General features: G+C 62.4%; 25 protein-coding genes. 4 read left to right on the forward strand and 21 right to left on the reverse strand.

Going from position 1 to position 24,739, the window contains the following annotated elements; genetic code table 11:
* Nucleotides 1–72: 72 nt before the first annotated feature.
* The 21 genes from ACVZUB_RS13225 to ACVZUB_RS13325 form a co-directional block, all read right to left on the reverse strand.
* Complete coding sequence (locus ACVZUB_RS13225) at nucleotides 73–699, reverse strand: class I SAM-dependent methyltransferase (RefSeq protein WP_003942244.1); 627 nt, start codon at nucleotides 697–699, stop codon at nucleotides 73–75.
* Nucleotides 700–719: 20 nt separating this feature from the next.
* Complete coding sequence (locus ACVZUB_RS13230; protein WP_042922610.1) at nucleotides 720–1,436, reverse strand: hypothetical protein; 717 nt, start codon at nucleotides 1,434–1,436, stop codon at nucleotides 720–722.
* On the reverse strand, nucleotides 1,433–2,017 hold the full coding sequence (locus ACVZUB_RS13235; RefSeq protein WP_063316531.1) for an RNA polymerase sigma factor: 585 nt from the start codon (nucleotides 2,015–2,017) through the stop codon (nucleotides 1,433–1,435). The genes ACVZUB_RS13230 and ACVZUB_RS13235 overlap by 4 nt, the downstream gene beginning before the upstream one ends.
* Before the next feature lie 30 nt (nucleotides 2,018–2,047).
* Entirely contained in the window at nucleotides 2,048–2,731 is a 684-nt protein-coding gene (locus ACVZUB_RS13240; protein ID WP_065455660.1) for a lysoplasmalogenase, read from the reverse strand.
* Nucleotides 2,732–2,735: 4 nt separating this feature from the next.
* On the reverse strand, nucleotides 2,736–4,331 hold the full coding sequence (nuoN, locus tag ACVZUB_RS13245; protein ID WP_482628473.1) for an NADH-quinone oxidoreductase subunit NuoN: 1,596 nt from the start codon (nucleotides 4,329–4,331) through the stop codon (nucleotides 2,736–2,738).
* Nucleotides 4,328–5,932 carry an NADH-quinone oxidoreductase subunit M gene (locus ACVZUB_RS13250; RefSeq protein WP_482628474.1) on the reverse strand — a complete coding sequence of 535 codons (1,605 nt, stop codon included), beginning with the start codon at nucleotides 5,930–5,932 and terminating at the stop codon, nucleotides 4,328–4,330. Before ACVZUB_RS13250 ends, nuoN begins: the two co-directional genes overlap by 4 nt.
* Entirely contained in the window at nucleotides 5,926–7,818 is a 1,893-nt protein-coding gene (nuoL, locus tag ACVZUB_RS13255) for an NADH-quinone oxidoreductase subunit L (protein ID WP_482628475.1), read from the reverse strand. The genes ACVZUB_RS13250 and nuoL overlap by 7 nt, the downstream gene beginning before the upstream one ends.
* A 1-nt stretch (nucleotide 7,819) precedes the next feature.
* Nucleotides 7,820–8,119 (reverse strand): NADH-quinone oxidoreductase subunit NuoK, encoded by a 300-nt coding sequence (gene nuoK, locus ACVZUB_RS13260; RefSeq protein WP_003942238.1) that lies wholly within the window; start codon nucleotides 8,117–8,119, stop codon nucleotides 7,820–7,822.
* Complete coding sequence (locus ACVZUB_RS13265) at nucleotides 8,116–8,913, reverse strand: NADH-quinone oxidoreductase subunit J (protein WP_165638337.1); 798 nt, start codon at nucleotides 8,911–8,913, stop codon at nucleotides 8,116–8,118. The genes nuoK and ACVZUB_RS13265 overlap by 4 nt, the downstream gene beginning before the upstream one ends.
* Complete coding sequence (nuoI, locus tag ACVZUB_RS13270; protein WP_003942192.1) at nucleotides 8,910–9,467, reverse strand: NADH-quinone oxidoreductase subunit NuoI; 558 nt, start codon at nucleotides 9,465–9,467, stop codon at nucleotides 8,910–8,912. The genes ACVZUB_RS13265 and nuoI overlap by 4 nt, the downstream gene beginning before the upstream one ends.
* A complete protein-coding gene (gene nuoH, locus ACVZUB_RS13275; RefSeq protein WP_047271442.1) occupies nucleotides 9,460–10,800 on the reverse strand; it encodes an NADH-quinone oxidoreductase subunit NuoH in 1,341 nt (446 codons plus the stop codon). The genes nuoI and nuoH overlap by 8 nt, the downstream gene beginning before the upstream one ends.
* Nucleotides 10,797–13,226, reverse strand: a complete 2,430-nt coding sequence (locus ACVZUB_RS13280; protein ID WP_482628476.1) for an NADH-quinone oxidoreductase subunit G — start codon at nucleotides 13,224–13,226, stop codon at nucleotides 10,797–10,799. Before ACVZUB_RS13280 ends, nuoH begins: the two co-directional genes overlap by 4 nt.
* The gene (gene nuoF, locus ACVZUB_RS13285; protein ID WP_050655787.1) at nucleotides 13,223–14,542 is read right to left on the reverse strand and encodes an NADH-quinone oxidoreductase subunit NuoF; all 1,320 of its coding nucleotides are present in this window, start codon (nucleotides 14,540–14,542) and stop codon (nucleotides 13,223–13,225) included. The genes ACVZUB_RS13280 and nuoF overlap by 4 nt, the downstream gene beginning before the upstream one ends.
* A 1-nt stretch (nucleotide 14,543) precedes the next feature.
* Nucleotides 14,544–15,368: an NADH-quinone oxidoreductase subunit NuoE gene (gene nuoE / locus ACVZUB_RS13290; protein WP_054782111.1), complete on the reverse strand. Its 825-nt coding sequence runs from the start codon at nucleotides 15,366–15,368 to the stop codon at nucleotides 14,544–14,546.
* A complete protein-coding gene (nuoD, locus tag ACVZUB_RS13295) occupies nucleotides 15,365–16,696 on the reverse strand; it encodes an NADH dehydrogenase (quinone) subunit D (protein ID WP_214514353.1) in 1,332 nt (443 codons plus the stop codon). Before nuoD ends, nuoE begins: the two co-directional genes overlap by 4 nt.
* A complete protein-coding gene (locus tag ACVZUB_RS13300; RefSeq protein ID WP_007735151.1) occupies nucleotides 16,696–17,358 on the reverse strand; it encodes an NADH-quinone oxidoreductase subunit C in 663 nt (220 codons plus the stop codon). The genes nuoD and ACVZUB_RS13300 overlap by 1 nt, the downstream gene beginning before the upstream one ends.
* Complete coding sequence (locus tag ACVZUB_RS13305) at nucleotides 17,355–17,909, reverse strand: NuoB/complex I 20 kDa subunit family protein (RefSeq protein ID WP_003942234.1); 555 nt, start codon at nucleotides 17,907–17,909, stop codon at nucleotides 17,355–17,357. Before ACVZUB_RS13305 ends, ACVZUB_RS13300 begins: the two co-directional genes overlap by 4 nt.
* An 80-nt stretch (nucleotides 17,910–17,989) precedes the next feature.
* The gene (locus tag ACVZUB_RS13310) at nucleotides 17,990–18,349 is read right to left on the reverse strand and encodes an NADH-quinone oxidoreductase subunit A (protein WP_003942165.1); all 360 of its coding nucleotides are present in this window, start codon (nucleotides 18,347–18,349) and stop codon (nucleotides 17,990–17,992) included.
* Between the two features lie 211 nt (nucleotides 18,350–18,560).
* Nucleotides 18,561–18,953: an Rv3143 family two-component system response regulator gene (locus tag ACVZUB_RS13315; protein ID WP_042450864.1), complete on the reverse strand. Its 393-nt coding sequence runs from the start codon at nucleotides 18,951–18,953 to the stop codon at nucleotides 18,561–18,563.
* Between the two features lie 181 nt (nucleotides 18,954–19,134).
* The gene (locus ACVZUB_RS13320; RefSeq protein ID WP_003942203.1) at nucleotides 19,135–19,569 is read right to left on the reverse strand and encodes an SRPBCC family protein; all 435 of its coding nucleotides are present in this window, start codon (nucleotides 19,567–19,569) and stop codon (nucleotides 19,135–19,137) included.
* An 87-nt stretch (nucleotides 19,570–19,656) separates the two neighbouring features.
* Nucleotides 19,657–20,136, reverse strand: coding sequence for a toxin-antitoxin system HicB family antitoxin (locus tag ACVZUB_RS13325; protein ID WP_003942206.1), 480 nt, complete (start codon nucleotides 20,134–20,136; stop codon nucleotides 19,657–19,659).
* A 154-nt stretch (nucleotides 20,137–20,290) separates the two neighbouring features.
* Between ACVZUB_RS13325 and thyX the strand changes: the two genes are divergently transcribed.
* From thyX to ACVZUB_RS13345, 4 genes are read left to right on the forward strand one after another with little or no spacing between them, the layout of a single operon-like run.
* Nucleotides 20,291–21,043, forward strand: a complete 753-nt coding sequence (thyX, locus tag ACVZUB_RS13330) for an FAD-dependent thymidylate synthase (RefSeq protein ID WP_003942250.1) — start codon at nucleotides 20,291–20,293, stop codon at nucleotides 21,041–21,043.
* Between the two features lie 43 nt (nucleotides 21,044–21,086).
* Complete coding sequence (dapA, locus tag ACVZUB_RS13335) at nucleotides 21,087–21,992, forward strand: 4-hydroxy-tetrahydrodipicolinate synthase (RefSeq protein WP_003942142.1); 906 nt, start codon at nucleotides 21,087–21,089, stop codon at nucleotides 21,990–21,992.
* A complete protein-coding gene (locus ACVZUB_RS13340) occupies nucleotides 21,993–24,002 on the forward strand; it encodes a ribonuclease J (protein WP_050655788.1) in 2,010 nt (669 codons plus the stop codon).
* Nucleotides 24,003–24,061: 59 nt separating this feature from the next.
* A complete protein-coding gene (locus ACVZUB_RS13345; protein ID WP_003942175.1) occupies nucleotides 24,062–24,685 on the forward strand; it encodes a TIGR03085 family metal-binding protein in 624 nt (207 codons plus the stop codon).
* Nucleotides 24,686–24,739: the final 54 nt, after the last annotated feature.

A 24,739-nucleotide genomic window follows, 5' to 3' on the forward strand; every position in this document is an offset into this window, starting at 1 on the left:
TCGCCACCATTGTGATCAGGGTGAGTTGATCGCTGTGTGACGGATCGCAGGGACTGCGGGGGAAGTGCCGGGTCAGGCGCGGGAGAACACCGCGACCAGGAATTCGGAATCCTCCTTGAACGGGCGAAGATCCCACGTGGAGAGCAGCAGATCAGCCTCGAGGCCACTCGCGGTCGCGTCGGCGAGAAACTCGGGGAACTCGTAGCCACGGCCGGCACCGAATCCGATGACTACTCGGCCGCTCGGAGCGAGATGACGAGCAAATCCTGACAATACTGCTTGCCTGGTGGACGGCGCGAGAAACGCCACCACATTGCCTGCCGACACGATGACGTCGAAATCCGCCTCGACACCGCGGGCCGGCAGATCGAGTTCGGCGAGATCGCCGACAAGCCACGTCGGTCCGGGGTGGTCTTCTTCTGCGGCAGCGATGAGAACCGGGTCGACATCGACTCCGACAACCACATGCCCGACGTCGTGCAGATAACCGCCGAGTCGGCCAGGCCCGCACCCTGCATCGAGAACCCGGCCACCTCGTCCGAGCATCGCGTCGATCAAACGTGCTTCCCCGACAATGTCCTTGCCGTCCGCTCTCATGGAACGGAAACGCTCGACATATCGTGTGGAATGCGTCGAGTCGGCTGCAGTGATCTCTTCCCACTGGCTGGGGATGCGCTCGTTCGGGGCGTGTGCAGTCATCTTTCGAGGGTACCGACAGCTCACCGGGTGCCGACGACCGTCCCGTCTGCGGCATATCCGACGAGGGTTGGACGAGGGGACGTGAGCGACAGGGGAATCCATCCGTAGAAGCGGTCTTCGGCAAGAATTGTCGGATAGATATGGCCGTCTGCGGTGTGAAGTTCGGCTCGGACAGCACCTCCCGCCCCTGCGTCGTAGGTCGCCTCGTGCGGACCGGCCTCGTACCCGGCGCCGCCCCCGAATGAATCCGCGCCGTACAAGTCAATTGATCTGCAGCCGTGTCCGAGGCCGATGAATTTCGACGGACCAACCTTGTCGATGTCGGCTGACGCCTCGAAAACCGGGGCGACGCACCTCCAGCCATTGGCGCCGTGGGCGACAAAGACGCTGAACAAGGTTCCGTCAGGTCCGGGAATGGACCCGACCCGCTCGGCGGTGGACGGATCTATTCCGCCGTTGGTTCCCGGCATCGTCTGCCAACCCGAGTACATGTCGGTGAACGCTTTCGGCATCATCCCCGTGGCAGCGGCGCAGCCCACCACCACTGCTGCGCAGATCGCCGCGACGAGAACGATGGCACCGACGCGACGGCGTGGAGCCTTGGTTGCCCCAATGTTGTTTTCGGTAGCCATGATTCGGGTGCGTACGGCATCTTGGACGTTCTCGGGCCAGAGTTCGGCGGAAACCGTATCGCTCGGCCGCAGCTTCTCGAGCGTGGTCAGCAGATCTTTGGTCATGGGGTACTCCCGTGTTCGGCGGCAGCGCAAGGTCGGGCGGTGTTCATCGGGATTACGGTGACGGATTCTGAAGGCAACCCGGCGCGCAATCGACGCCGAGCGCGAAAGAGACGAACATGCATGGCCGGAACCGAACACCCAGCGACCCGCGCGGCTTCGGTGGCGGTCAACCCGTCCCAGGCAGTCAGGAGCAGGGCTTCACGTTCGGTGACGGTGAGTGTTGCCAGTGCTTCGAGCAGTTCCGTGCGTTCGGTGACAGTGACGTCGGCGCCCGGCGTCGATGCCGCAATCTGCTCGATGCGTCCCATCTTCTCGGTGAGCGCGTCAAGGCGCCGAACGCTGCGACGGTTATTGTTCACGGTGTTTCGAGCCACCACCAACAGCCATGGCAGTGCCGGCTCGGGCACTTCGTCCAAGCGTCGCCAGGCAACGAGGAACGTCTCGGAGACAACCTCCTGCGCGCTGTGATGATCAACGTGGCGACAGGTATACGCGAACACCCGACCGGCGTAGGCGTCCCACAGGGCGGTGAACCGGTCTTCGCCGCTCGGCGGCGGTTGTTCCTCGGATTTCGGGGTCATATGAAGAGATGTCCGGCTGGTTGCTGATCCTTACAGCCGCTGAGCTAATGGACGGTTTGGCGTCTTACTCCGGCCGAGAACTCCCACTGTCAGAAGCAACAGAGCGAGGATGTACAGCGTCATGATCCAGATGCCCGCAGCGGCGGGCTGCCACTTGTTCGCCTGGCCGAGCAGGATGAGGGCGTCAGAGGTGAGGAACAGCGCGCCGCCGATACCGGTGATCGAGTTGTACGTCAGTGCGGTTGATGCGGTTCCCACCAGGATTGCGGCGTACACGGGGACGGCAATTCGAAGTTCAGGTTCGAGACCGGTCCAGGTGTACGACACTAGAGCGATCCCAGCGACGGTGTAAGCGCACAGAAACCATGGCCGCCTTCGTATCTCCCGAAGCGCGCCGTGTGAGAGAAAGAATCGGATGAAGCAGAGGTGACCGATCGCGAAGGCTGCCATCCCGATGACAAACGTGGAGTCCCAGATCAGGAACAAATCTCCGAAAGCACAGGCAATCAGCGCAGCAGCAACAATTCGAGGTCCGCGTCGGGCGACAACCCAGGCAGCCAGAATCGGCGCGAGCATGACCTTGGTGATCCCGTCCCAGGGCGCAGCATCAGCGGCATTGAGGATCAGATGGACAATCGCTACCGCTGAAAACCCGACAAACCATGGCGACCGGATGGTGCTCGGCAGTCCGGCGTCGCAATCAGATTCACGCATCGGCTCAGTGTAGGAAGTCCGCTGCACGCTCGGCGAGGTCGAGCGCCGGCTGGGGGAGTATGCCGAGGATGAGCGTGACACCGGCGCCGAGGCCGATCACACTGCTGGTCAGTGCACTCGGTACCACGACGGTCGGAGCGTCTGCGGCCGATTCGGTGAAGAACATCAACACGATCACTCGCACGTAGAAGTACGCGGCGATCGCGCTGCACAGGACACCGACGATCACGAGAGGTGCGGCCCCGCCCTCGGCTGCCGCGCTGAACACCGCGAACTTTCCGATGAACCCACTGGTCAACGGGATCCCGGCGAAAGCCAACAGGAACAGTGCAAACACAACTCCGACCAGCGGTGAGCGCCGGCCCAATCCGGCCCAGCGCGAGAGCATCGCGACCTCACCGTCTGCGTCCCGAACCAGACTCACGACGGCGAACGCGCCCACGGTGCTGAATCCGTAGGCCAGAAGGTAGAACATCGCCGAGGCCAGGCCGGCATCCGAATCCGCAACCACAGCGGTCAGAATGAATCCGGTGTGCGCGATGGCCGAATACGCGAGCATCCGCTTCATATCGGTTTGCGTCACAGCGACGATCGATCCGACAACCATCGTGAGAATCGCGACCGCCCACATCAGTGGACGCCAGTTCACGTACTCGTTCGGCAGAGCCACATAGAAGACACGAAGGATGGCACCGAATGCGGCGATCTTGGTCGCAGTAGCCATGAAACTGGTGATCGGCGTCGGCGCCCCTTGATAGACGTCGGGAATCCACGAATGGAACGGCACGGCACCGACTTTGAACAGTAATCCCACGGCCACGAGTGCTGTCCCGAGCCACAGGAAGGCGTCGGTACCCGACCCGCTGCGTGCTGCGTCGGCGATACCGGAGAGCGTGACCGTCCCGGCATAGCCGTACAGCAACGCGATTCCGAAAACGAAGAACGCCGACGAAAATGCCCCGAGCAGAAAGTACTTGAGCGCAGCTTCCTGGGAGAGCATGCGACGTCGGCGTGCCAGACCACACAGGAGATACAGAGGTAGTGAGAACACCTCGAGCGCAACGAACATCGTCAGCAGATCGTTGGACGCGGGAAAAAGGAGCATGCCGCCGACAGCGAAGAGGGTGAGCGGAAAGACCTCGGTCTGGGCGATACCGACCTTGACCGCTTCTTGTTCCGCAACACTTCCGGGGACGCTCGACGCTTGAGGGGTGAAACCGCCGAGCGCGTCGTGTTGCGCGATCACCTCGGCGGTGTTGCCCGAGCCTCGCTCGGCGATCAGCAGTACTGCGGGGATCGACACGAGAAGGATCGTGGCCTGTAGGAAAAGGGTCGGACCGTCGACCGCTACAGAACCCATCATCGCCGTCGACCGCGTGCCGGCGAGTAGAAGCACTGCCACGAACGCGGCCGCCAAACCTGCGACACCGAGGACGAGTTGCACGGGGTATCGAATGCGCCGGGGTGCAAACGCCTCGATGAGTACGCCCACAACCGCAACACCGAACACGATCAACATTGGCGAGAGCAAGCTGTATTCGACACTGGGTGACGCCGTGCCGGCTGAGCCGAGGATGGTCACGTCGTTGAAGGAACTCATTTGTGGGCACCTCCTTCGTGGTCGGCGACGAGCGGGGTCGGAGCCTCGTCGACGACCGTATGGCTCACTGCAGGAGTGATGACGTCCAAGGCAGGCTTGGGGTAGATGCCGAGAAGCAACAGGAGTGCGATCAGAGGGGCGACCACCACAAGTTCGCGTCGAGCGAGGTCGCGGATCGTTCCCTGCCCTTCCTTCACAGGTCCGCCCATCATGCGCTGGTAGAGCCAGAGTATGTAGATCGCGGACAGGACAAGCGCGGCAGTCGCCGCGATAGCGGCCACGTGGTATCGCGAATACGTCCCGATCAGCACCAGGAACTCACTGACGAACGGCGCGAGACCCGGCAGCGACAGCGTTGCCAACCCCGCAACGAGGAATGTGCCGGCAAGTACGGGTGCAACTTTCTGGACGCCGCCGTACGCCGCGATCGATCGAGTACCTCGCTGCGAGACGAGGAATCCCGCAATCAAGAACAGAGCCGCAGTGGAGACTCCGTGATTGACCATGTACAGCGCGGAACCCGCCTGGCTCTGGCTGGTCATCGCGAAGATTCCGAGAATGATGAAGCCGAAGTGCGAAATCGACGTGTAGGCGATCAGTCTCATGACGTCTGTTTGCGCGATCGCCAGTGTTGCGCCGTAGACGATCCCGATAACGGCGAGCGTGATGATCCACGGTGCAAAGGTCGACGACGACTCCGGGAACAGTTGCAGGCAGTAGCGAATCATCGCGAACGTGCCCACCTTGTCCACGACCGCCATCATCAACACTGCTGTCGACGGAGTCGATTCCACCGCGGAGTCCGGCAACCAACTGTGCAGCGGCCAGAGCGGTGCTTTCACCGCGAACGCGAACATGAATCCGAGGAACAAGGCGTTGAGCACCCCGGGTCCAACACCGAGTTCACCGCTGTTTGCCGCTGAGGCGATCGCCCGGAAGTCGAAAGTGCCGCTGGCGAAGGGACTCTCGTCGCGCGTGGTGACCACGTACAGGCCGATGACTGCAGCGAGCATGACCAGGCCGCCGAGGAGGTTGTAGAGCAGAAACTTCACGGCTGCGCGAGATCTGCCCACTCCGCCGAACCCGCCGATGAGGAAATACATCGGTATCAGCATTGCCTCGAAGAAAATGTAGAACAAGAGAATGTCCAAGGCGCTGAACGAAATCATCACCATGGACTCGACAACAAGGATCAGCGCGAAATAGTTGTGCGGCATTCTCTTGGGTGATGCCGGGTCTGCCGGGACGTCGTTCCAGCCCGCGATCAGTAGTAATGGCACCAGCACTGCGGTGAGAAGAACCAGAACGAGTGCGATCCCGTCGAGTCCGAGTGTGTAGCTGGTGCCGAAAGCCGGTATCCAGCTGTGGCTTTCGACAAATTGAAATTGTTCGCCGCCGCGGTCGAACGCAACTCCGAGAACGGCGGCGACCACCAGGACTGCCACGGACACAGCCAATGCGAGAGACTTCGCAAATTGGTACGACCGTGCCGGCAGAGCGAGGACAACACCCGCTCCGATGAGCGGAAGCAACCAGAGCACCGTCAGCGCGGGGAAGCCGGTATTGGTCACAGAGTCGCTCACCGCCGCTTCGATCACCACAGTGTCACCGCCATCATTGTCGCGACCACGAGTGTTGCTCCGACAAACATCACCAGCGCGTACGAGCGAACAAACCCGGTCTGTAGCTTCCGCGTGAGCGCGGACAGCCCGGTGACGACCACCGCAAAGCTGCCCACGACGCCGCCTATTCCCTTGGTGTCGAACACTTCCAACGACTTGGTGAGTTGTTGTCCGGGCTTCATGAACACCGTCTCGTTGAAGGCGTCACCGTACAGATCGCGGCGAGCCGCACCGGTCAACGGTGAAACCGGAGTCGGTGCCACAAGTGGAATCTCCCGGGTGGCGTACTCGCGATACGCAATCGCGACGCCGGCGGCAACTGCGAGCAGCGCCAGCGCGGTGATCGACCATGCGGGTATCGGCGGTTCGGCGTGATGTGAGCCGACAACCGGTTCGAGCCAGTTCTGCAAGCTGGACCCGATGGTCAGGAGCATCCCGGCGCCGACGGACCCCACCGCCAGGATGATCATCGGAGACGTCATCACCGCCGGAGATTCGTGAGGTTTCTGGTTCTCCCAGCGGGCCTTCCCGAAGAAGGTCATCAGCATCACGCGGCTCATGTAGAAGGCAGTGAGCGTCGCACCCAACAGCGTGACGATGCCCAGCACAACACCCTTGATGCCGCCCTCGCCGATCGCAACCTCGATGATCTTGTCCTTGGAGAAGAACCCGGCAAACGGCGGAACACCAATGATGGCAAGGTATCCGAGCCCGAACGTGACAAAAGTCAGTGGCATGAACGCTCGGAGCCCGCCGTAGCGCCGCATGTCGGTTTCGTCGTTCATCGCGTGCATCACCGAACCCGCGCCGAGGAACAGGCCTGCCTTGAAGAATCCGTGGGTGATCAGATGAAGGATTGCGAAGGCGTATCCAGCTGGTCCGAGACCCGCTGCCAGGACCATGTATCCGATCTGACTCATGGTCGATGCGGCGAGCGCTTTCTTGATGTCGTCCTTCGCGCAGCCGATGATCGCACCGAACAGCAGCGTCACGGCACCGACGATGACAACCACGAGTTGAGCGTCGGGTGCGAGATCGAAGATCGGATTGGAGCGCACGATCAGGTAGACGCCGGCCGTGACCATCGTGGCCGCGTGAATCAGAGCCGAGACGGGGGTGGGGCCCTCCATCGCGTCGCCGAGCCACGACTGCAGTGGCACCTGCGCGGACTTCGCGCATGCAGCGAGGAGGAGCATCAGGCCGATCGCCGTCAGGACACCTTCGCTTGCACCAGACGCGTCGGCGAAGACGCTGCTGAACGAGAGCGAGCCGAACGTGCTGAACATCAACATCATCGCGATCATCAATCCGATGTCGCCCACCCGATTGACGACAAAAGCCTTCTTGGCAGCGGTCGCCGCCGACGGCTTGTGCTGCCAGAAACCGATCAGCAGGTACGACGCCAAACCGACGCCTTCCCAGCCGACGTAGAGCCCGAGGAAGTTGTCGGCGAGCACGAGGAGCAGCATCGCAGCGAGGAAGAGATTGAGGTAGGCGAAGAACTTACGACGCTCGGGGTCGTGCGCCATGTAGCCGACCGAGTAGATGTGGATCAGCGAACCTACACCGGTGATGAGCAGGACGAAACACATCGACAGTTGATCAAGCTGCAGTCCGAACTCGACCTGAAGACTGTCGACCGGGACCCAACTGAACAGGTGCTCGGTGACGGTGCGGTCGGCGGTGTCGCGGCCGAGCATGGCGATGAAAGACACCACTGCGACGACAAACGACGCGAGTGTCATGACGCAGGCGAATAGGTGGCCCCACGCGTTCGTGCGACGACCCGCCAGCAACAGGACAGCGGCGCCGCACAGGGGCAGGGCGGGGAGCAACCAGATGGCGGACGTGATTCCTCCTGACATGTCAGTACTTCAGCAGGTCTGCGTCGTCGACGGATACAGAACGCCGAGATCGGAAGATGATCATGATGATTGCCAAGCCGACGACTACTTCGGCCGCAGCTACCACCATCGTGAAGAAGGCGAAGATCTGGCCGTCCAGATTGCCGTGCATGCGCGCGAAGGTCACGAATGCCAGGTTCGCGGCGTTGAGCATCAATTCGATACACATGAACACCACGATGGCGTTGCGTCGCAGGAGGACTCCCGCAGCCCCGATGGTGAACAACAGGACCGACAGATACAGGTAATTCTCGGGATTCATCGCGCAGACTCCTCACCGGTACTCGGATCCGGGGAACGCGGAGTGAGTGCGCTGCTGACGGAGAGCGTCGAGAACGTTCCGTCGGGCAACAGTGCCGGCATGTCCACTGCGTTGTGACGTGCGTACACGCCGGGACTGGGGAGGGGAGTGGCCGAGCCCTTGTCGGGATTGCTCTCATCGCTGCCCAGGTACGCGAATCGTTGCTGCGAGAGTTCGCGTTGGCTGAGCGTGGATCCGATCTTCTCCCGATGCGCGAGCATCATCGCGCCAAGTGTCGCCGTGATCAGCAGTGCGCCGGTCAGTTCGAAGGCCCATACGTAGCGGATGAAGATGAGATCGGCGAGAGCGTCGATGTTGCCCTGGTCGAGTCCGGTGAATCCGGTGAACCCCGAGATCGACGCATTTCCGAGGCCGCCGATAAGGAGTAGCCCGAATCCGACGCCGATCACGATCGCGCTGACGCGTTGTCCCCGTAGCGTTTCGACCAAGGAGTCCGAAGAATCCACGCCGACCAGCATCAGGACGAACAGGAACAACATCATCACTGCGCCGGTATAGACGACGATCTGGACGACACCGAGGAACAGTGCGCCCTGCACGATGTAGAAGACGGCCAGGATGATCATCGTCATTGCAAGGAAGAGCGCAGAATAGACGGCCTTGGGGGCGGCGACCACACCCAAAGCGCTGATCACCGCAAGGGTTCCGAGGATCCAGAACTGCACCGCCTCGCCGGTGGAGGTCGATGTCATCGTTCCCTCCGCCAGGATCGTAGTCGTGACCGCCGCGATCATTTCTCGGTCTCCGGGTTCGGCTCTTGCTCGGGTACTGCCTGTTCGGGAGCTGCTGTGATGTCGCCGCGGTAGTAGTCGTCCTGAGTTGTGCCGGGACGCAGCGCGTGTGGTGGCGCTGCCATGTCGGGTTTCAGGGGCGCGAGAAGGCGGTCCTTCTCGTAGATCAATCCGGCTCGGTTGTCGTCGGTCATCTCGTACTCGTTGGTCATGGTGAGAGCCCGAGTGGGGCAAGCCTCGACGCAGAGGCCACAGCCGATGCACCGCAGGTAGTTGATCTGATACACCCGCCCGTAACGCTCGCCGGGGGAGAACCGTTCTTCTTCGGTGTTGTCAGCACCCTCGACATAGATCGCGTCGGCGGGGCAGGCCCAGGCACACAGTTCGCAACCGATGCACTTCTCGAGTCCGTCCGCATACCGGTTGAGTTGATGGCGACCGTGGTATCCGGGCGCGGTGGGGCGCTTCTCCTCCGGATAGAACTCGGTCTCGGGCTTCTTGAACATTGTCGAGAGCGTCACTCCGAAACCCGCGATAGGTCCGAGGAAATCAGGCATGGGAGTCCTCCGATGTGTCGGAAACATCTGTCCGCCGCGGCGGTGGCACATTCTGACCCGGTAGTTTTCGGGTCGGCAGCGTTTGACCAGGTAGGGGTGGAACCGGGAAGCCGCCCGACATCGCATCGAAAGGCCGGGTCCCCGAATCGGGCACCAACGCGGCGGTTCGGCGTCGGCTGCGGTAAGTCCCGGCCAACACGATCAGGAGCGCAGCTCCGAGAACCAGTGCGACGCAGAGAAGTACGACCCAGGTGTTGTAGCCCTCGTTGCGGAACGCACGAACGGTCGCGATCACCATCACCCATACCAAAGCTGCGGGGATCAGAACCTTCCAGCCGAGATTCATGAACTGGTCGTAGCGCAATCGAGGAAGCGTGCTGCGCAACCAGATGAAGACGAAGAGGAAGCCCCACACCTTGGCGACAAACCACAGCACCGGCCACCAACCGGAATTGGCGCCGTCCCACAGGTTGAACGGGAACGGTGCGTGCCACCCGCCCAGGAACAGTGTCGTGGCCAGAGCGGACACCGTCACCATGTTCACGTACTCGGCCAGCATGAACATCGCGAACTTGAGTGAGGAGTACTCGGTGTGGAACCCACCCACCAGTTCACCCTCGGCCTCGGGAAGGTCGAAGGGAGCCCTGTTGGTTTCGCCGACCATGGCTGTCACGTAGATCAGGAAGGACGGCAGGAGGAGAAAGACGTACCAGGCACCTTGTTGGGCACTGACGATTCCGGACGTGGACATCGTTCCGGCGTAGAGGAAGACGGCGGCGAAGGACAGCCCCATTGCTACCTCGTAGGAGATGACCTGCGCGGTCGATCGAAGTGCGCCCAATAGTGGATACGTCGATCCGGACGACCAGCCGGCAAGCACGATCCCGTACACACCGATTGAAGTCACGGCGAGGATGTAGAGAACTCCGACCGGAAGATCGGTCAGTTGCAGGGGTGAAAGGGTTCCGAAGATCGACACCTGCGGACCGAACGGGATGACGGCAAAGGCCATGAACGCGGGCACGACTGCGATGACGGGCGCGAGGAGATAAATCGGTTTGTCGGCGCCGGTCGGTGTGATGCCCTCCTTGAGGGCGAGCTTGATTCCGTCAGCGAGACTCTGGAGCATTCCACGGGGGCCGACGCGGTTCGGTCCGACACGCATCTGCATGCGTGCCATGACCTTTCGTTCCGCGTAAATTGCCACCAGCGGTGTGAGTACGAGGAACACGAAAATGGCGAGAGCCTTGCCGATCACCAACCACCACGGGTCGTGCCCGAACGCCGACAGGTCGACCGGAGCTGACACGGTCCCGTACTCGTGGGTGGTCATTGCGCTCCCGCCTTCGCAATCTTCACCACGGAACCCGCGGTAACGCAGAGCGTTTCGTAGATCGTGCTACCCGGTGAATTGAGCGGGAGCCAGACTGTTCGAGGCGGGAGTTCGGTGATCTCCAACGGTAATGTGATGGAACCGGATTCAGTCGACACCGCAACGTGATCGCCGTTGTCGGCGCCGATCTCGGCAGCGGTCTCGGCAGACAAACGTACGAGTGGGAGCCGTGCCGTACCCGCCAGGTTGGGCTCGCCGTCTTGCAATCGGCCGTTGTCGAGCAGCATTCGCCAACTCGACAACACTGCCTCGCCCAGTGCCGGTGTGGGCATGGTGCCTGACGGGACCTGAGGCGAGGTGGGGCGCGATCCGGACCAATCGCCGAGGCGGTGTATCTCCGAGCGTGCGGAATCTGCGTCGGGTAGGCCCAGATCGATGCCCATCTCGGCTGCGATCGCGTGGAGAACGCGCTGATCCGGCATCACTCCTGTCGTTCTCAACGCAGTGTCGAACACGCGCTCGCGGCCTTCCCAATCGAGGAAGGTTCCGGGCTTCTCGGCGACCGGTGCCACCGGGAAGACGACGTCGGCGAGTTCGGTGACTCCGCTGTGACGGATCTCCAAACTCACCACGAAACCTGCTGCTTCGATCGCGGCCCTTGCCTTCGCCGGGTTCGGGAGATCACTCAATTCGACGCCGCCGACAAGAAGGGCAGCAGTCGTCTGCCCCGGATCCAGCAGACTCGCGGCGTCGCGCCCGTCGGATGCCGGGATGGAGGCCCCCCACACTGATTCCACCTCCCGACGTGCTGCCGGGTCCGCAACGGGGCGTCCGCCGGGAAGCAATCCCGGTAGTGCGCCGGCCTCGACGGCGCCGCGATCACCAGCGCGGCGTGGGACCCAAGCCAAACAAGCTCCTGTCACTTCGGCGAGACGTACCGCCGCGGCGAAGCCGCCCGCCACCTCACTGAGTCGTTCGCCCAACAGGATCACTGCACCGGGCTGCCGGAGGAGCTGGCCCTCCTCACTGCTGGGGTGAGACAACGAATCCATCAGAGCTGCTTCACTTCCGGGTACGGTCCGAAGCAAAGAGCCGCCCATCTTCTGCAGGCCGCGCGTAGCGAATGGCGCGCTGGAGAGCACCGTCGTCTTGCCGAAACGTGCGGCCTTGCGTAGCCGCAGGAAGATGATCGGTGACTCCTCCTCGGGCTCGAGAGCTACCAGCAATGCGGCCGGGGCCGACTCGAGGTCCTGGTACGTCACCGACTCTTCGAGTGTGCGGCCGGCGACGTGTGCTGAGAGGAAACCTGCCTCTTCGGCAGAATGAGCACGGATTCGGAAGTCGATGTTGTTGGTAGCGAGAGCAACTCGCGCGAACTTGCCGTAGGCGTAGGCGTCCTCCAAGGTAGAGCGTCCGCCGACGAGTACGCCTGCGTCACCGCGGGCCTGCGCGAAGGATCGCGCAACGAGGTCGAGTGCCATGGGCCACGACGCCGGAATCAATTCGCCGTCAGCGTTGCGGATCAGGGGAGTGGTGATCCGATCACCTTGGGTCGTGTACGTGAATGCGAAACGGCCCTTGTCGCAGTTCCATTCCTCGTTGACTTCGGGGTCGTCCCCGGCGAGACGGCGGAGAACCTTTCCGCGACGGTGGTCCGTGCGCTGAGCACATCCGTCGGCGCAGTGTTCACACACGCTGGGGCTGGACACCAGATCGAACGGTCGCGCCCGGAATCGGTATGCCGTACTGGTAAGCGCGCCGACCGGGCACACCTGGATGGTGTTGCCCGAGAAGTAGGACTCGAAGGGCTCGTTGGCGTAGATCCCGACCTGTTGAAGCGCGCCACGCTCGAGGAGATCGATGAACGGGTCGCCGGCGATCTGGCCCGAAAACCGCGTGCATCTGGCGCAGAGGACGCAACGCTCGCGGTCGAGGAGGATTTCGGACGAGAGTGGGATGGGCTTGGGATAGGTCCTTTTCTCCTCACCGAACCGGGATTCGGTGCGACCGGTCGACATCGCCTGGTTTTGAAGCGGACACTCGCCGCCCTTGTCGCACACGGGGCAGTCCAGCGGGTGGTTGATGAGCAGGAGTTCCATCACCCCGCGCTGCGCCTTCTCCGCCACCGGTGACGTGAGCTGTGTGGTGACGACCATTCCGTCCGCAACCGGTGTCGTGCAGGACGCCACCGGCTTGCGTTGACCTTCGACCTCCACGATGCACTGTCGGCACGCCCCGACCGGGTCCAGAAGAGGATGATCGCAGAACCGCGGAATCTGTGTGCCGATCATCTCTGCAGCGCGAATGATCAACGTGCCCTTGGGTACCTGGAGTTCCCGGCCGTCGATGGTGAGGGTGACGAGATCAGTGGGCGGTGCCGTGTCGGTCTTGGTGGCGTCGTTCTTGGTAGCGTCGGCTGCAGTCATGAGACGAACGCTCCTGTCGCGAGAACGGATCGGCGAGGATCGAACGGGCATCCGTTGCTGTCGAAATGCGCTACGTATTCCTCGCGGAAGTACTTCAGGGAGGACATGATCGGGCTGGTCGCTCCGTCGCCCAACGCGCAGAAGGATTTTCCGAGGATGGTGTCCGAGATGTCGAGAAGTTTGGTGAGATCAGCTTCAGTACCTGTTCCGCCTTCGAGCCGACGCAGGATCTGCACCAGCCAGTACGTGCCTTCGCGGCACGGCGTGCATTTACCGCAAGATTCGTGGGCGTAGAACTCGGTCCACCGCAGCACCGCGCGCACGATGCAGGTTGTGTCGTCGAATATCTGCAGTGCCTTGGTGCCGAGCATCGATCCCGCCGCGCCGACACCCTCGTAGTCGAGTGGGACATCGAGATGTTCGTCGGTGAAGATCGGAGTCGAGGATCCGCCGGGAGTCCAGAACTTGAGGGTGTGCCCGGTGCGAACGCCGCCCGCGTAGTCGAGAAGTTCTCGCAACGTGATGCCGAGCGGCGCCTCGTACTGGCCGGGAGTGGTGACATGACCAGAGAGCGAGTACAACGTGAACCCCGGCGACTTCTCGCTTCCCATCGACCGGAACCACTCCGGGCCGCCCAGGACGATCGACGGCACACTCGCGATGGACTCGACGTTGTTGACGACGGTCGGGCAGGCGTAGAGGCCGGCGACGGCGGGGAATGGCGGCCGCAGTCGAGGCTGACCGCGTCGTCCCTCCAACGAATCGAGGAGGGCTGTCTCCTCACCACAGATGTACGCGCCTGCTCCGGCGTGCACGACGAGATCCAAGTCGAATCCCGAACCGAGGATGTTGCGGCCCAGGTATCCGGCCGCGTAGGCCTCGGCCACGGCGGTCTGCAGACGTCGCAGGACCGGGACCACCTCGCCCCGGACGTAGATGAACGCCTTGGCCGCTCGAATTGCATACGCCGCGATGATGACTCCCTCGACCAACGTGTGTGGGGTCGCCATCATCAACGGCATGTCCTTGCATGTGCCCGGTTCGGACTCGTCGGCATTGACGACGAGATAGTGGGGCTTGCCGTCTCCTGGCTTGTCTTCGGTGCTCTGTGGGATGAAACTCCACTTGAGGCCCGTCGGGAAACCGGCGCCACCGCGCCCACGAAGGCCCGCGTCCTTGACCGTTTCGATCACGGCGTCGGGGGACATGGCTAGCGCTTTGCGTAGGGCTTGGTAGCCGTCGTGACGAAGGTAGCTGTCGAGAGTCCACGAGTTCGGTTGATCCCAGTAGCGACTCAGGACGGGGGCGAGTGTCATGTCACTTCCCTTCGCCGGTAGCGTCGGCTGCTGAGGCCGAGCCGGGTGGGTTGTCGTCGTGAGATCGGCTGATACGCAGTCCGGCAAGAGTTGCCACGCCGATTGTTTGTGCTTCGGCTGCTTCGATTCGCGTATCGGGGAACCCGGCCAAGGTGCGTGCGGTCTGTCGGAACGAACACAGTGTGGCACCGCGACTGGGTGTCACGCGCTCTCCGGCGCGGAGCGCATCGACGAGTGAGCGCGCCGATTCCGGAGTCTGGTTGTCGAAGAACTCCCAGTTGATCATCATGACGGGGGCGTAGTCGCACGCCGCATTGCACTCGATGTGTTCGAGGGTGATCTTGCCGTCGGACGTCGAGATGGAGTGTCCGCCTTCGTCTCTGGAGCCTGCTGACCCGAGATGCTCTTCGAGTGCTGCGAGGATGTCGTCTCCGCCCATGATCGCGCACAGCGTGTTGGTGCAGACTCCGACCAGATACTCACCCGTCGGACCACGGCGATACATCGAGTAGAAGGTGGAAACGGCGGCAACCTCGGCGCCGGTCAAACCCAGCTTGGCACTGCAGAAATCGATCCCGGCCGGGGTGATGTACCCGTCCTCGGACTGCACGAGATGAAGGAGCGGCAGGAGGGCTGATCGACTGGTGGTCGCCGCGGCGTCAGGCTCACGGTAACGAGCGATGACGGTTTCGGCATCGGCGTCGAGTCGGGCGAGTACGTCAGGCGGATAACTCGATCGTGCGCCAGGGCGTACCAGTTGCGTGGGCTCGTCCGGGCGCGGCCCGAGTTCGATGAACACCCGTGACGAGCCGTTCGGGCCGGTCATCGGTCCACTCCGCCCATGACGGGATCGATACTGGCAACCGAGGCGATCACGTCGGACACCATGCCTCCCTCGCACATCGCCGCTACCGCTTGAAGGTTGGTGAATGACGGATCCCGGAAATGGACGCGGTACGGCCGGGTTCCCCCGTCGCTGACCATGTGCACACCCAACTCGCCACGCGGGGACTCGACGGCGACGTACACCTGGCCGGGCGGCACGCGGATTCCTTCGGTGACCAGTTTGAAATGGTGAATCAGACCCTCCATGGACGACTCCATGATCTTGGCGATGTGCTTCTGCGAATTGCCGAGGCCATCCGGTCCGACAGCGAGATCGGCAGGCCAGGCGATCTTCTTGTCGTCCACCATGACCGGCCCCGGTTGCAGTTTGTCGAGGCACTGCTCGACGATCTTGAGGGACTCCTTCATCTCCTCGACACGGATGACGTACCTTCCGTAGCAATCGGATCCGTCGTACGTCACGACGTCGAACTCGTAGTTCTCGTAGCCGCAGTAGGGCTGCGCTCGACGCTGATCGTGGGGGAGACCCGTGGCGCGTAGGACCGGCCCCGTCACGCCGAGCGCCATGCAGCCGGTGAGATCGAGATATCCGATTCCCTGGGTGCGGGCTTTCCAGATGGAGTTGTCACTGAGCATCAGTTCGACGTCACGCAACCGTTTCGGTAGGACCTTCAACAGTTCTCGTACCTTCGCGACCGACCCGTCGGGTAGATCCTGAGCGAGACCACCAGGCCTGATGTAGGCGTGATTCATCCGCAGTCCGGTGATCGTCTCGAACACGTCCAGAATCAATTCGCGTTCGCGGAATCCGAACAGCATCGCCGTCACGGCGCCCAGTTCCATTCCACCGGTTGCCAGGGCGACAAGGTGCGACGAGATTCGATTGAGCTCCATCATCATCACGCGAATGACGGTGGCTCGCTCGGGAATGTCGTCGGTGATGCCGAGAAGTTTTTCGACTCCGAGGCAGTACGCGGTTTCGTTGAAGAACGGTGACAGGTAGTCCATTCGAGTAACGAAAGTGACGCCCTGCGTCCAGTTCCGGTATTCGAGATTCTTTTCGATTCCGGTGTGCAGGTAGCCGATTCCACACCGAGCTTCCACGACTGTCTCACCCTCGATTTCGAGAATGAGGCGCAAGACGCCGTGAGTGGACGGATGCTGCGGGCCCATGTTGACCACGATCCGTTCGGCCTCGCCGGTTCGCTGGCGAGCGGCCGCGGTGACGATGTCGTCCCAGTCCTGACCCGATGCTGTGACGACGGTTTCCGTCGTGGCACCGGAGTTGCTTCCTGTCGTCTCGTTCATCAGTTGTACGACCTACGCTCGTCGGGTGGAGGAGTCTGGGCGCCCTTGTACTCGACCGGGATACCGCCGAGCGGATAGTCCTTGCGCTGTGGGTGGCCCTTCCAGTCGTCGGGCATCTCGATACGGGTCAGGGCCGGGTGACCGTCGAAGACGATCCCGAAGAAGTCGTAGGTCTCACGCTCGTGCCAATCGTTGGTGGGGTATATCCCGACGATGGACGGAATATGTGGATCGGAGTCCGGCACGGACACTTCCAGTCTGATCCGGCGGTTGTGCGTGATCGAAGCAAATGGATACACGGCGTGGAGCTCGCGACCGGTGTCCTGCGGATAGTGGACTCCATCGACACCCAGGCAAAGTTCGAAGCGCAGTTCCGATTCGTCGCGCAGTCTGCGCGCGACCTGCGGGAGGTGAGACCGTTCGACATGCAGCGTCATCTCGTCTCGAAAGATCACTACCCGCTCGATTGCATCGGTGAAAGTGCTGCCCCCGCTGCGCAATGCGGCATCCAAGGAGTCCGCAACTTCGTCGAAGTATCCACCGAACGGTCGAGAGGCCTTGTCCTCTACTGAGATCGGCGGGGCGAGCCGGCTGTAGCCCGAGGTGTCACCACTGCCGCGGACCCCGAACATCCCCCTCGATCCGTTGTTGCCCGCGGTCATCGCAGAAGCCCCTTCATGTCGATGGTGGGGGTGGATGCCAGTGCGGCGCGCTCGGCTGCCGCGCGTGCCTCTTCGCGGTTCACGCCGAGGGGCATCTCCTGGATCTTTCGGTGCAGTTCGATGATCGCGTTCAGGAGCATCTCCGGCCGCGGCGGACAGCCGGGCAAGTAGATGTCGACCGGCACGATGTGGTCGACGCCCTGTACCACTGCGTAGTTGTTGAACATACCGCCGGACGACGCACACACACCCATGGCCAGAACCCATTTCGGCTCGGCCATCTGGTCGTAGACCTGACGAAGTACCGGCCCCATCTTTTGACTGACCCGCCCGGCCACGATCAGAAGGTCTGCCTGTCGCGGCGACGCGCGGAATGCCTCCATGCCGAACCGCGCCAGGTCGAAGCGACCTGACGTGGTTGCCATCATCTCGATCGCGCAGCACGCGAGCCCGAAGGTGGCAGGCCACAGTGATCCTTTGCGGGCATACCCTGCCAGGCCCTCGACAGTGGTCAGTAGAAATCCGCTGGGGAGCTTTTCTTCGAGACCCATATCCGACTCTTTTCAGTCGTAACAGCTGCGGTGTGACCGGTTTTGTCTGACGTATGTGTGCTGTACCTGTGTCCGCTGGCCTAGTCCCAACCGAGACCGCCTCGTCGCCATTCGTATGCGTATGCCACCGAGACGTTGACTATGAAAAGTCCCATCGCCGCGAGGCCGAACAAGCCGAGCGAATCGAAATGCACCGCCCACGGGTAGAGGAAAACGATCTCGATGTCGAAGATGATGAACAGCATTGCCGTCAGATAGAACTTGACGGGAAACCGCCCGCCACCGGCGGTACGGGGTGCCGGTTCGATTCCGCATTCGTAGGCTTCGAGTTTCGCCCTGTTGTACCGCTTCGGACCGACCACGGACGCGAGAACAACCGACACCACAGCGAAGGCCATCGCGATGACCCCGAGGACGAGAATGGGGATGTAAGCGTTCATGTCACCCGAACTCCTCTCCGCTGTGCGGATGTCCGCCCAGCCCGAAGGTGCCGTTCGATTTCGATACTGCCAGCAATTCGATACTTATGTGACCTGCGACACCCACACTAGGGGAGGCCTCCGACATTGGGTTCGTTTTCGGGGTGCCGAGTTTCGCTCTCGAAAGTCCGAAGTAGTCGGCGCCGCAACGAATCACCGCTGCAACGGGTGCTCACCGGCTCAGTTGTCGACGCAGAAGCGCGATGACGGTGGAAGCAAGTTCGATCGGATCTATCGGCTGCGGCACTGAGGCTTCCGCTCTCGACCACGACGCCAGCCACGCATCGTCGGGTCGACCGGTCAGTACGAGGATCGGTGGACAGTCGGCGATCTCGTCCTTGAGTTGTTTCGCGACGCCCATGCCGCCCGCCGGACTCGCCTCGCCGTCGAGAATGGCGAGGTCGATTCCGCCGGCATCGAGCTTGGCTACGACGATCGGTGCCGTCGCGACCTCGATGTAGTCGATGGTGGGCATCGACGGATGTGGGCGCTCTCCGAGAGCGAGCCGAACTTGCTCGCGCGTGTGTGCGTCGTCGCTGTAGACGAGGATGCGCACGGGTGCCATGGAGTTGGGCTCTGCGGTCTCGGCGGACACGCGGCCGACGTTACTCCGGGCGGTCCCCGGCTACCGGCGAATCTTCAACATCGGCAGGGACTTCCGCGAAAACACAGCTCGGCTTCACGGCAAACGGCCCCTACCCGGCGATGAACGCCGGAAGTAAGGGCCGCCTGAATTGCGTGTGCGCTCAGAAGTTTTCGACGAACTTCGTCAGGCCCTTGCTCGCTGTTTCCAGCGCCGTCTTCTGTGCCTTCTTCACCAGGAAGCCCGGCAGCGGGATCTTGGGATCGATGGTCAGTTCGAAGGTGACTTTGGTTCCACCGTCGGTGGGAGTCAAGACGTACGAGCCGTCCTGCTGGTTCTGCTGACCGCTCTCCACGAGGGTCCAGGTCACCTTCTCGTCGCCCTCGAAGGTGTAGTCGACTACCTGCTCGTCGTTGATTCCCAGAATGGACACGGCCATGCGAACGCGATGGGGGCGACCGTCGTCGTGGGTGCTCTCGATGGTGATCTTCTTGTGTGCAGACGACCACTCCGGCAGCCGATCGACGGCTGCTACGGCCTTCATCACCGTTTCCGGATCAGCCTTGATCTCGAATTCCTTGACGCCCGAAACGGCCATGAACGTGCTCCTTCTCGCCTTGCGGCAACGGTTCGTGATTACTGCAGTTGCGCAATTAGATCATTCGGTGATCGGGTTGGCGTCGAGCTAGTCCATGCCGTTCTTGCGCATCTGGTCCCGCAATGCGCCCTGGACGGCTTGTGAAACCCACGAGTTGAGGGAGACTCCGTTCTGATTGGCGGCCTCCTCGGCGCGGGCTTTGATCTGTTCCATCATCCTCAACGTCACCCGGCTGATATCACCGCTGACGTCGTCGAACGAGTAGGTTGAGTCCTTCTTCTCGTCGTCTGCCTTCTCGTTTGCACCTTCGCCGCCTGTCGAGTTCGGCGGGCGAACGACGTCGACCAGTAATTCGCTTCCGTCGAGATTCACCTTGACCTCTCGGTCGCCCAGCTTCGCCCCGATCTCCTTGGCCAGTTCCGTCGCCGCGGCCAACAAGACCAGGCGGACCGAGGGTTCGATGGCGGCGGACAACGACGCCGCAATCCGGCGCGTGTGATCGTCGCCGAGTTCGGCTGCAGTGGCGAGGTCGTTCTGCAGCTTTGCGGTGTACTCCGAAATGTCCATGACACCACAGTGGCGTCAAAAGTGACGTCAGTCAAGGATGTGATGACGTCACTCGGTATCGAGGGCGGTCGACCGCTATAGAGTTGCCCAGCACCTGAGGCGAACGGCGCCCGGGTTTCGTGCTGGTCGTTTCGTGCTTGTCGAGGAGTGGGTTGTGCCGAACACGGTGTCACTGAAAGTGCAGTTGGTGGCGAAGTCCGAGTTCTTCCCGCCCGAGGACATTCCGTGGGAGACGGACGCGGATGGTGGCGAAGCGCTGGTCGAGTTCTCCGGTCGAGCCTGCTACCAGAGTTGGTCCAAGCCGAATCCGCGAACCGCAACCAACGCCGGCTATCTGAGGCATCTGCTCGAGGTCGGACACGTTTCGGTGCTCGAGCATGCGACAGTGAGCTTCTACATCACCGGTATCTCGCGCTCGTGCACTCACGAATTGATTCGTCACCGGCACTTCTCGTACTCGCAACTCTCGCAGCGATTCGTCCGTGAGAACGATGCAAACGTCGTCGTGCCTCCTGCTGTCGAAGGTGATCCCGAGCTCGAAGCACTGTTTCTGAATGCCACCGACGAAAGCCGTCGCGCTTACGGGGAACTGCTGACTGCCCTCGAAGGGAAACTGCAATCGGTGCCCGGTGCCCCGATGCGGGGCAAGCAAGCCAGGCAGGCTGCGCGCTCGGTGCTGCCCAACGCCACCGAGACGCGCTTGGTCGTGACCGGGAACTATCGGGCCTGGCGGCACTTCGTCGAGATGCGTGCCACCGAACATGCGGATGTCGAGATCCGGCGAGTCGCGGTCGAGTGCCTGCGTCAGCTTCGTGATGTCGCGCCAAATGTGTTCGGGGACTACGAGATTCTTCGCGGAAGCGACGGATCGGAAATTGCCGTCAGCGCATTTGCGGCCGAGTCGTGACTCGTGTGCAGAAGTAAGAGCTGAACCGGGTAACCTTCTGACCATGACCTACGGTGATTCCGCTTCTCTTGTCGAGCGTCCGTTCGGCACCATTTCCGTTGCGATGGTGACCCCGTTCACTGCCGACGGGAAGTTGGACGTCGACGCGGGAGTGCGCCTCGCAGCCCATCTCGTCGACAACGGCTGTGACGGCCTCGTTCTTGCCGGTACCACCGGTGAATCTCCCACCACCACCGAGTCCGAGAAGCTCGACCTGCTCCGCGCAGTGATCGACGCCGTCGGTAACCGCGCGAAGATCGTTGCAGGCGCCGGCAGCAACGACACCGCTCACAGCGTCGAACTCGCACGTGACGCGGCTCGCGCCGGAGCGCACGGTCTGCTCGTCGTCACCCCGTATTACTCACGTCCGCCCCAGGCCGGACTGTTTGCACACTTCACCGCCGTCGCCAACGCGACCGACCTGCCCGTCATGTTGTACGACATTCCGCCCCGCTCCGTCGTTCCCATCGAGACCGAGACGATCCGCCGACTCGCCGAGCACCCGCGAATCAAGGCCGTCAAGGACGCCAAGGGCGACCTCAACGCCGGCGCAGAGTTGATCGGCACCACCGAGCTTCAGTTCTTCTCCGGCGACGACCCGCTGAATCTGCCGTGGCTCGCTGTCGGCGCCACCGGCTTCGTCAGCGTCATCGGCCATCTTGTTCCGGGTCGTCTCCGTGACCTTCACACCGCGTTCGTGTCCGGCGACATCGCCCGCGCACGCGAGATAAACCTCAGTTTGATCCCTGTGATTCGTTCCGTTGCCCGCCTCGGCGGTGTCAGCGCTTCGAAGGCGGGTCTGCGACTCATCGGAATCGATGTCGGAGAACCACGCCTTCCGCAGGTTGCACCCACTAAAGAGCAGATCGACGGTCTTGCCGCCGATCTGCATGCGGCAGGAGTTTTGTAAATGACCCGTCCCCCCCGACGTCGTAGTGCCAGTCGTCAAGCCGGTCCGCCTTCGCCTCCGGCTCCCGAAACGGCCGCAAAGGCCGCACCGGTAGAGGCACCAGCTGCGCCGGCGGCAGAAGCGGCCCCCGCCGCAGCCGCCCCGCCCAAGAAGGCCGCAGCAACCAAATCTGCAGCAACCAAGTCCGCTGCCACCAAATCTGCTGCACCCAAGAAGTCGACCGAAGAGAGGTCGCCGCGCAAATCTTCCGGCGGTAACCGACCGGCAGCATCGAAGTCGGGCAACGGGCGCGGAAACAAGCGCCCCGAGAACCGTCCGGCCGTCGATCCCACGGGTCGCCTCGGAACACCCCCGAAGGCGCCGGCATCGGGTCTGCGCATCGTCGCGCTGGGCGGCATCGGCGAAATCGGTCGCAACATGACGGTGTTCGAGCACCGTGGCAAGTTGCTGATCGTCGACTGCGGTGTGCTGTTCCCCGAGGACCAGCAGCCTGGCGTCGACCTGATCCTCCCGGACTTCCGCTACATCGAAGACCGTATGGACGACGTCGAAGCCGTCATCTTGACTCACGGACACGAGGACCACATCGGGGCTCTGCCGTTCTTGCTGCGTCTGCGCGCGGACATTCCGGTCATCGGCGCGAAGTTCACTCTCGCTCTCGTTGCCGCCAAGTGCCGCGAGCATCGCCTGCGTCCGAACCTGGTCGAGGTCGTCGAGGGAAACACCACCACCCATGGCCCGTTCGACTGCGAGTACTTCGCGGTCAACCACTCGATTCCCGACGCTCTCGCGATCGCGATTCGCACCGACGCCGGCGTCGTACTGCACACCGGTGACATCAAGCTCGATCAGCTGCCTCTCGACGGCCGCCTGACCGACCTCGCCGGATTCTCCCGCCTGGGCGACGAGGGCGTCGACCTGTTCCTCGTCGACTCGACGAACGCCGAAGTTCCGGGATTCGTCACACCCGAGCGCGAAATCGGGGGAGTGCTCGACAACGTCATCGGCAAGGCGAAGCAGCGCGTCATCGTGGCATCTTTCGCCAGCCATGTGCATCGCATCCAGCAGGTCGTCGACGTAGCCGCTCGGTACAACCGCCGCATCGTCTTCGTCGGCCGCTCGATGGTCCGCAACATGCAGATCGCCCAGGATCTGGGCTACCTGACGGTGCCCGACGGCCTCGTCGTAGACATCGACACCGCCGCCACCCTTCCCGACGATCGCCTGGTGCTCATTTCGACGGGTTCGCAAGGTGAGCCGTTGGCAGCGCTCTCGCGTATGGCGCGCGGCGAACACCGTCAGATCAACATCCGCGCCAACGACCTGGTCGTTCTCGCGTCTTCGCTGATCCCGGGCAACGAGAACTCCGTTTTTGCCGTGGTCAACGGTTTGGCCAAGCGCGGTGCCACCGTCGTGACCCAGCAGAGCGCCAAGGTTCACGTCTCGGGCCACGCGTCCGCCGGTGAGTTGCTCTACCTGTACAACGCGGTTCGGCCCACCAATGCCATGCCCGTCCACGGTGAATGGCGGCACCTGCGTGCCAACGCCGCGCTGGCAAAGGCAACCGGCGTGCCGGAAGAGCGCATCGTATTGGCCGAGGACGGCGTCGTGGTCGACATGGTGGACGGCCTCGCCGAGATCGTCGGACGCGTACCGGTCGGACACGTCTACGTCGACGGTCTGTCCGTCGGCGACGTCGGTGAGCCGACGCTGTCCGATCGCCTCGTGCTCGGTGAGGGCGGCTTCATCGCGATCACCATCGTCATCAACGAGTCGACGGGCCGTGCGGTCAGCACCCCCGAGGTGTCCGGTCGCGGCTTCTCCGACGATCCGACAGCGCTCAAGGCTGCCGCGGATCTCGTGGAATCGGACCTGGCCCGGTTGGCGAGCGAAGGCGTCATCGACGCTCATCGCATCGCGCAGTCGGTGCGCCGCGTCGTCGGACGCTGGGTCGCGGACAAGTACCGCCGCCGTCCGATGATCATTCCGACGGTCATCGCGGTTCCGTAGATTCGGCACAGCAGGTCGCTTCCGCTCGAACCCGGTCCGGTTCGAGTACTTTGGCGAAGGTGACCTTCGCTCATGACGAACGACTCGCCCTGGTGGACAGCATGGTCGAATTCGGCCCCGATGCTCCGACACTGTGTGGGGAGTGGACCAATCGTGACCTGGCAGCACATCTGATAGTCCGGGAGCGGCGTCTCGACGCCGCTCCCGGAATCATGTTGAGCCCTCTTGCCGGACACACCGAGAGCGTGCGTAAGGCCGCAGCGGCGCGTCCGTGGGAGGAGATCCTCGACGACGTTCGGAGTGGGCCGCCTCGGTGGTCGCCGATGTACTGGCTCGACGCGCAGGTGAATACCACGGAAATGTTCGTCCACCACGAAGATGTACGACGCGCACATCTGAACTGGGCGCCGCGTCCGTTGTCGGAGGGTCGGCAGGCTCAGCTGTGGAAGTACGCCCGGCAGATCGGCAAGATGGGTTACCGCAAAGCCGCTGTCGAGGTCATTTTCGAACTTCCGTCCGGCGAGAGTGCGGTCGTCCACAAATCCGGCTCTCGCAGTGTTGTCCTGCAGGGTGAACCCGCCGAGTTGCTGCTGCACGCTTTCGGTCGCAACGAGGTGAAGATCGAAGCCAAAGGTGAACTGGCCGACGTTCAATCCGTGATGGCGCTCGATCGCAGTTTCTGATGGCCCCCTTCTGCCGGAGCCGAGCTCGACAGACGGGTTGTGAAGATCACGTTT

It is taken from the genome of Rhodococcus sp. OS5, from assembly GCF_056837585.1.

Coding starts and splice junctions, on each gene's coding strand:
- ACVZUB_RS13225 (WP_003942244.1), bottom strand. CDS start 699: ATGACTGCACACGCCCCGAACGAGCGCATCCCCAGCCAGTGGGAAGAG.
- ACVZUB_RS13230 (WP_042922610.1), bottom strand. CDS start 1,436: ATGACCAAAGATCTGCTGACCACGCTCGAGAAGCTGCGGCCGAGCGAT.
- ACVZUB_RS13235 (WP_063316531.1), bottom strand. CDS start 2,017: ATGACCCCGAAATCCGAGGAACAACCGCCGCCGAGCGGCGAAGACCGG.
- ACVZUB_RS13240 (WP_065455660.1), bottom strand. CDS start 2,731: ATGCGTGAATCTGATTGCGACGCCGGACTGCCGAGCACCATCCGGTCG.
- nuoN (WP_482628473.1), bottom strand. CDS start 4,331: ATGAGTTCCTTCAACGACGTGACCATCCTCGGCTCAGCCGGCACGGCG.
- nuoL (WP_482628475.1), bottom strand. CDS start 7,818: ATGTCAGGAGGAATCACGTCCGCCATCTGGTTGCTCCCCGCCCTGCCC.
- nuoK (WP_003942238.1), bottom strand. CDS start 8,119: ATGAATCCCGAGAATTACCTGTATCTGTCGGTCCTGTTGTTCACCATC.
- ACVZUB_RS13265 (WP_165638337.1), bottom strand. CDS start 8,913: ATGATCGCGGCGGTCACGACTACGATCCTGGCGGAGGGAACGATGACA.
- nuoI (WP_003942192.1), bottom strand. CDS start 9,467: ATGCCTGATTTCCTCGGACCTATCGCGGGTTTCGGAGTGACGCTCTCG.
- nuoH (WP_047271442.1), bottom strand. CDS start 10,800: ATGACCACCCACGAGTACGGGACCGTGTCAGCTCCGGTCGACCTGTCG.
- ACVZUB_RS13280 (WP_482628476.1), bottom strand. CDS start 13,226: ATGACTGCAGCCGACGCTACCAAGAACGACGCCACCAAGACCGACACG.
- nuoF (WP_050655787.1), bottom strand. CDS start 14,542: ATGACACTCGCCCCCGTCCTGAGTCGCTACTGGGATCAACCGAACTCG.
- nuoE (WP_054782111.1), bottom strand. CDS start 15,368: ATGACCGGCCCGAACGGCTCGTCACGGGTGTTCATCGAACTCGGGCCG.
- nuoD (WP_214514353.1), bottom strand. CDS start 16,696: ATGAACGAGACGACAGGAAGCAACTCCGGTGCCACGACGGAAACCGTC.
- ACVZUB_RS13300 (WP_007735151.1), bottom strand. CDS start 17,358: ATGACCGCGGGCAACAACGGATCGAGGGGGATGTTCGGGGTCCGCGGC.
- ACVZUB_RS13305 (WP_003942234.1), bottom strand. CDS start 17,909: ATGGGTCTCGAAGAAAAGCTCCCCAGCGGATTTCTACTGACCACTGTC.
- ACVZUB_RS13310 (WP_003942165.1), bottom strand. CDS start 18,349: ATGAACGCTTACATCCCCATTCTCGTCCTCGGGGTCATCGCGATGGCC.
- ACVZUB_RS13315 (WP_042450864.1), bottom strand. CDS start 18,953: ATGGCACCCGTGCGCATCCTCGTCTACAGCGACGACGCACACACGCGC.
- ACVZUB_RS13320 (WP_003942203.1), bottom strand. CDS start 19,569: ATGGCCGTTTCGGGCGTCAAGGAATTCGAGATCAAGGCTGATCCGGAA.
- ACVZUB_RS13325 (WP_003942206.1), bottom strand. CDS start 20,136: ATGGACATTTCGGAGTACACCGCAAAGCTGCAGAACGACCTCGCCACT.
- dapA (WP_003942142.1), top strand. CDS start 21,087: ATGACCTACGGTGATTCCGCTTCTCTTGTCGAGCGTCCGTTCGGCACC.
- ACVZUB_RS13340 (WP_050655788.1), top strand. CDS start 21,993: ATGACCCGTCCCCCCCGACGTCGTAGTGCCAGTCGTCAAGCCGGTCCG.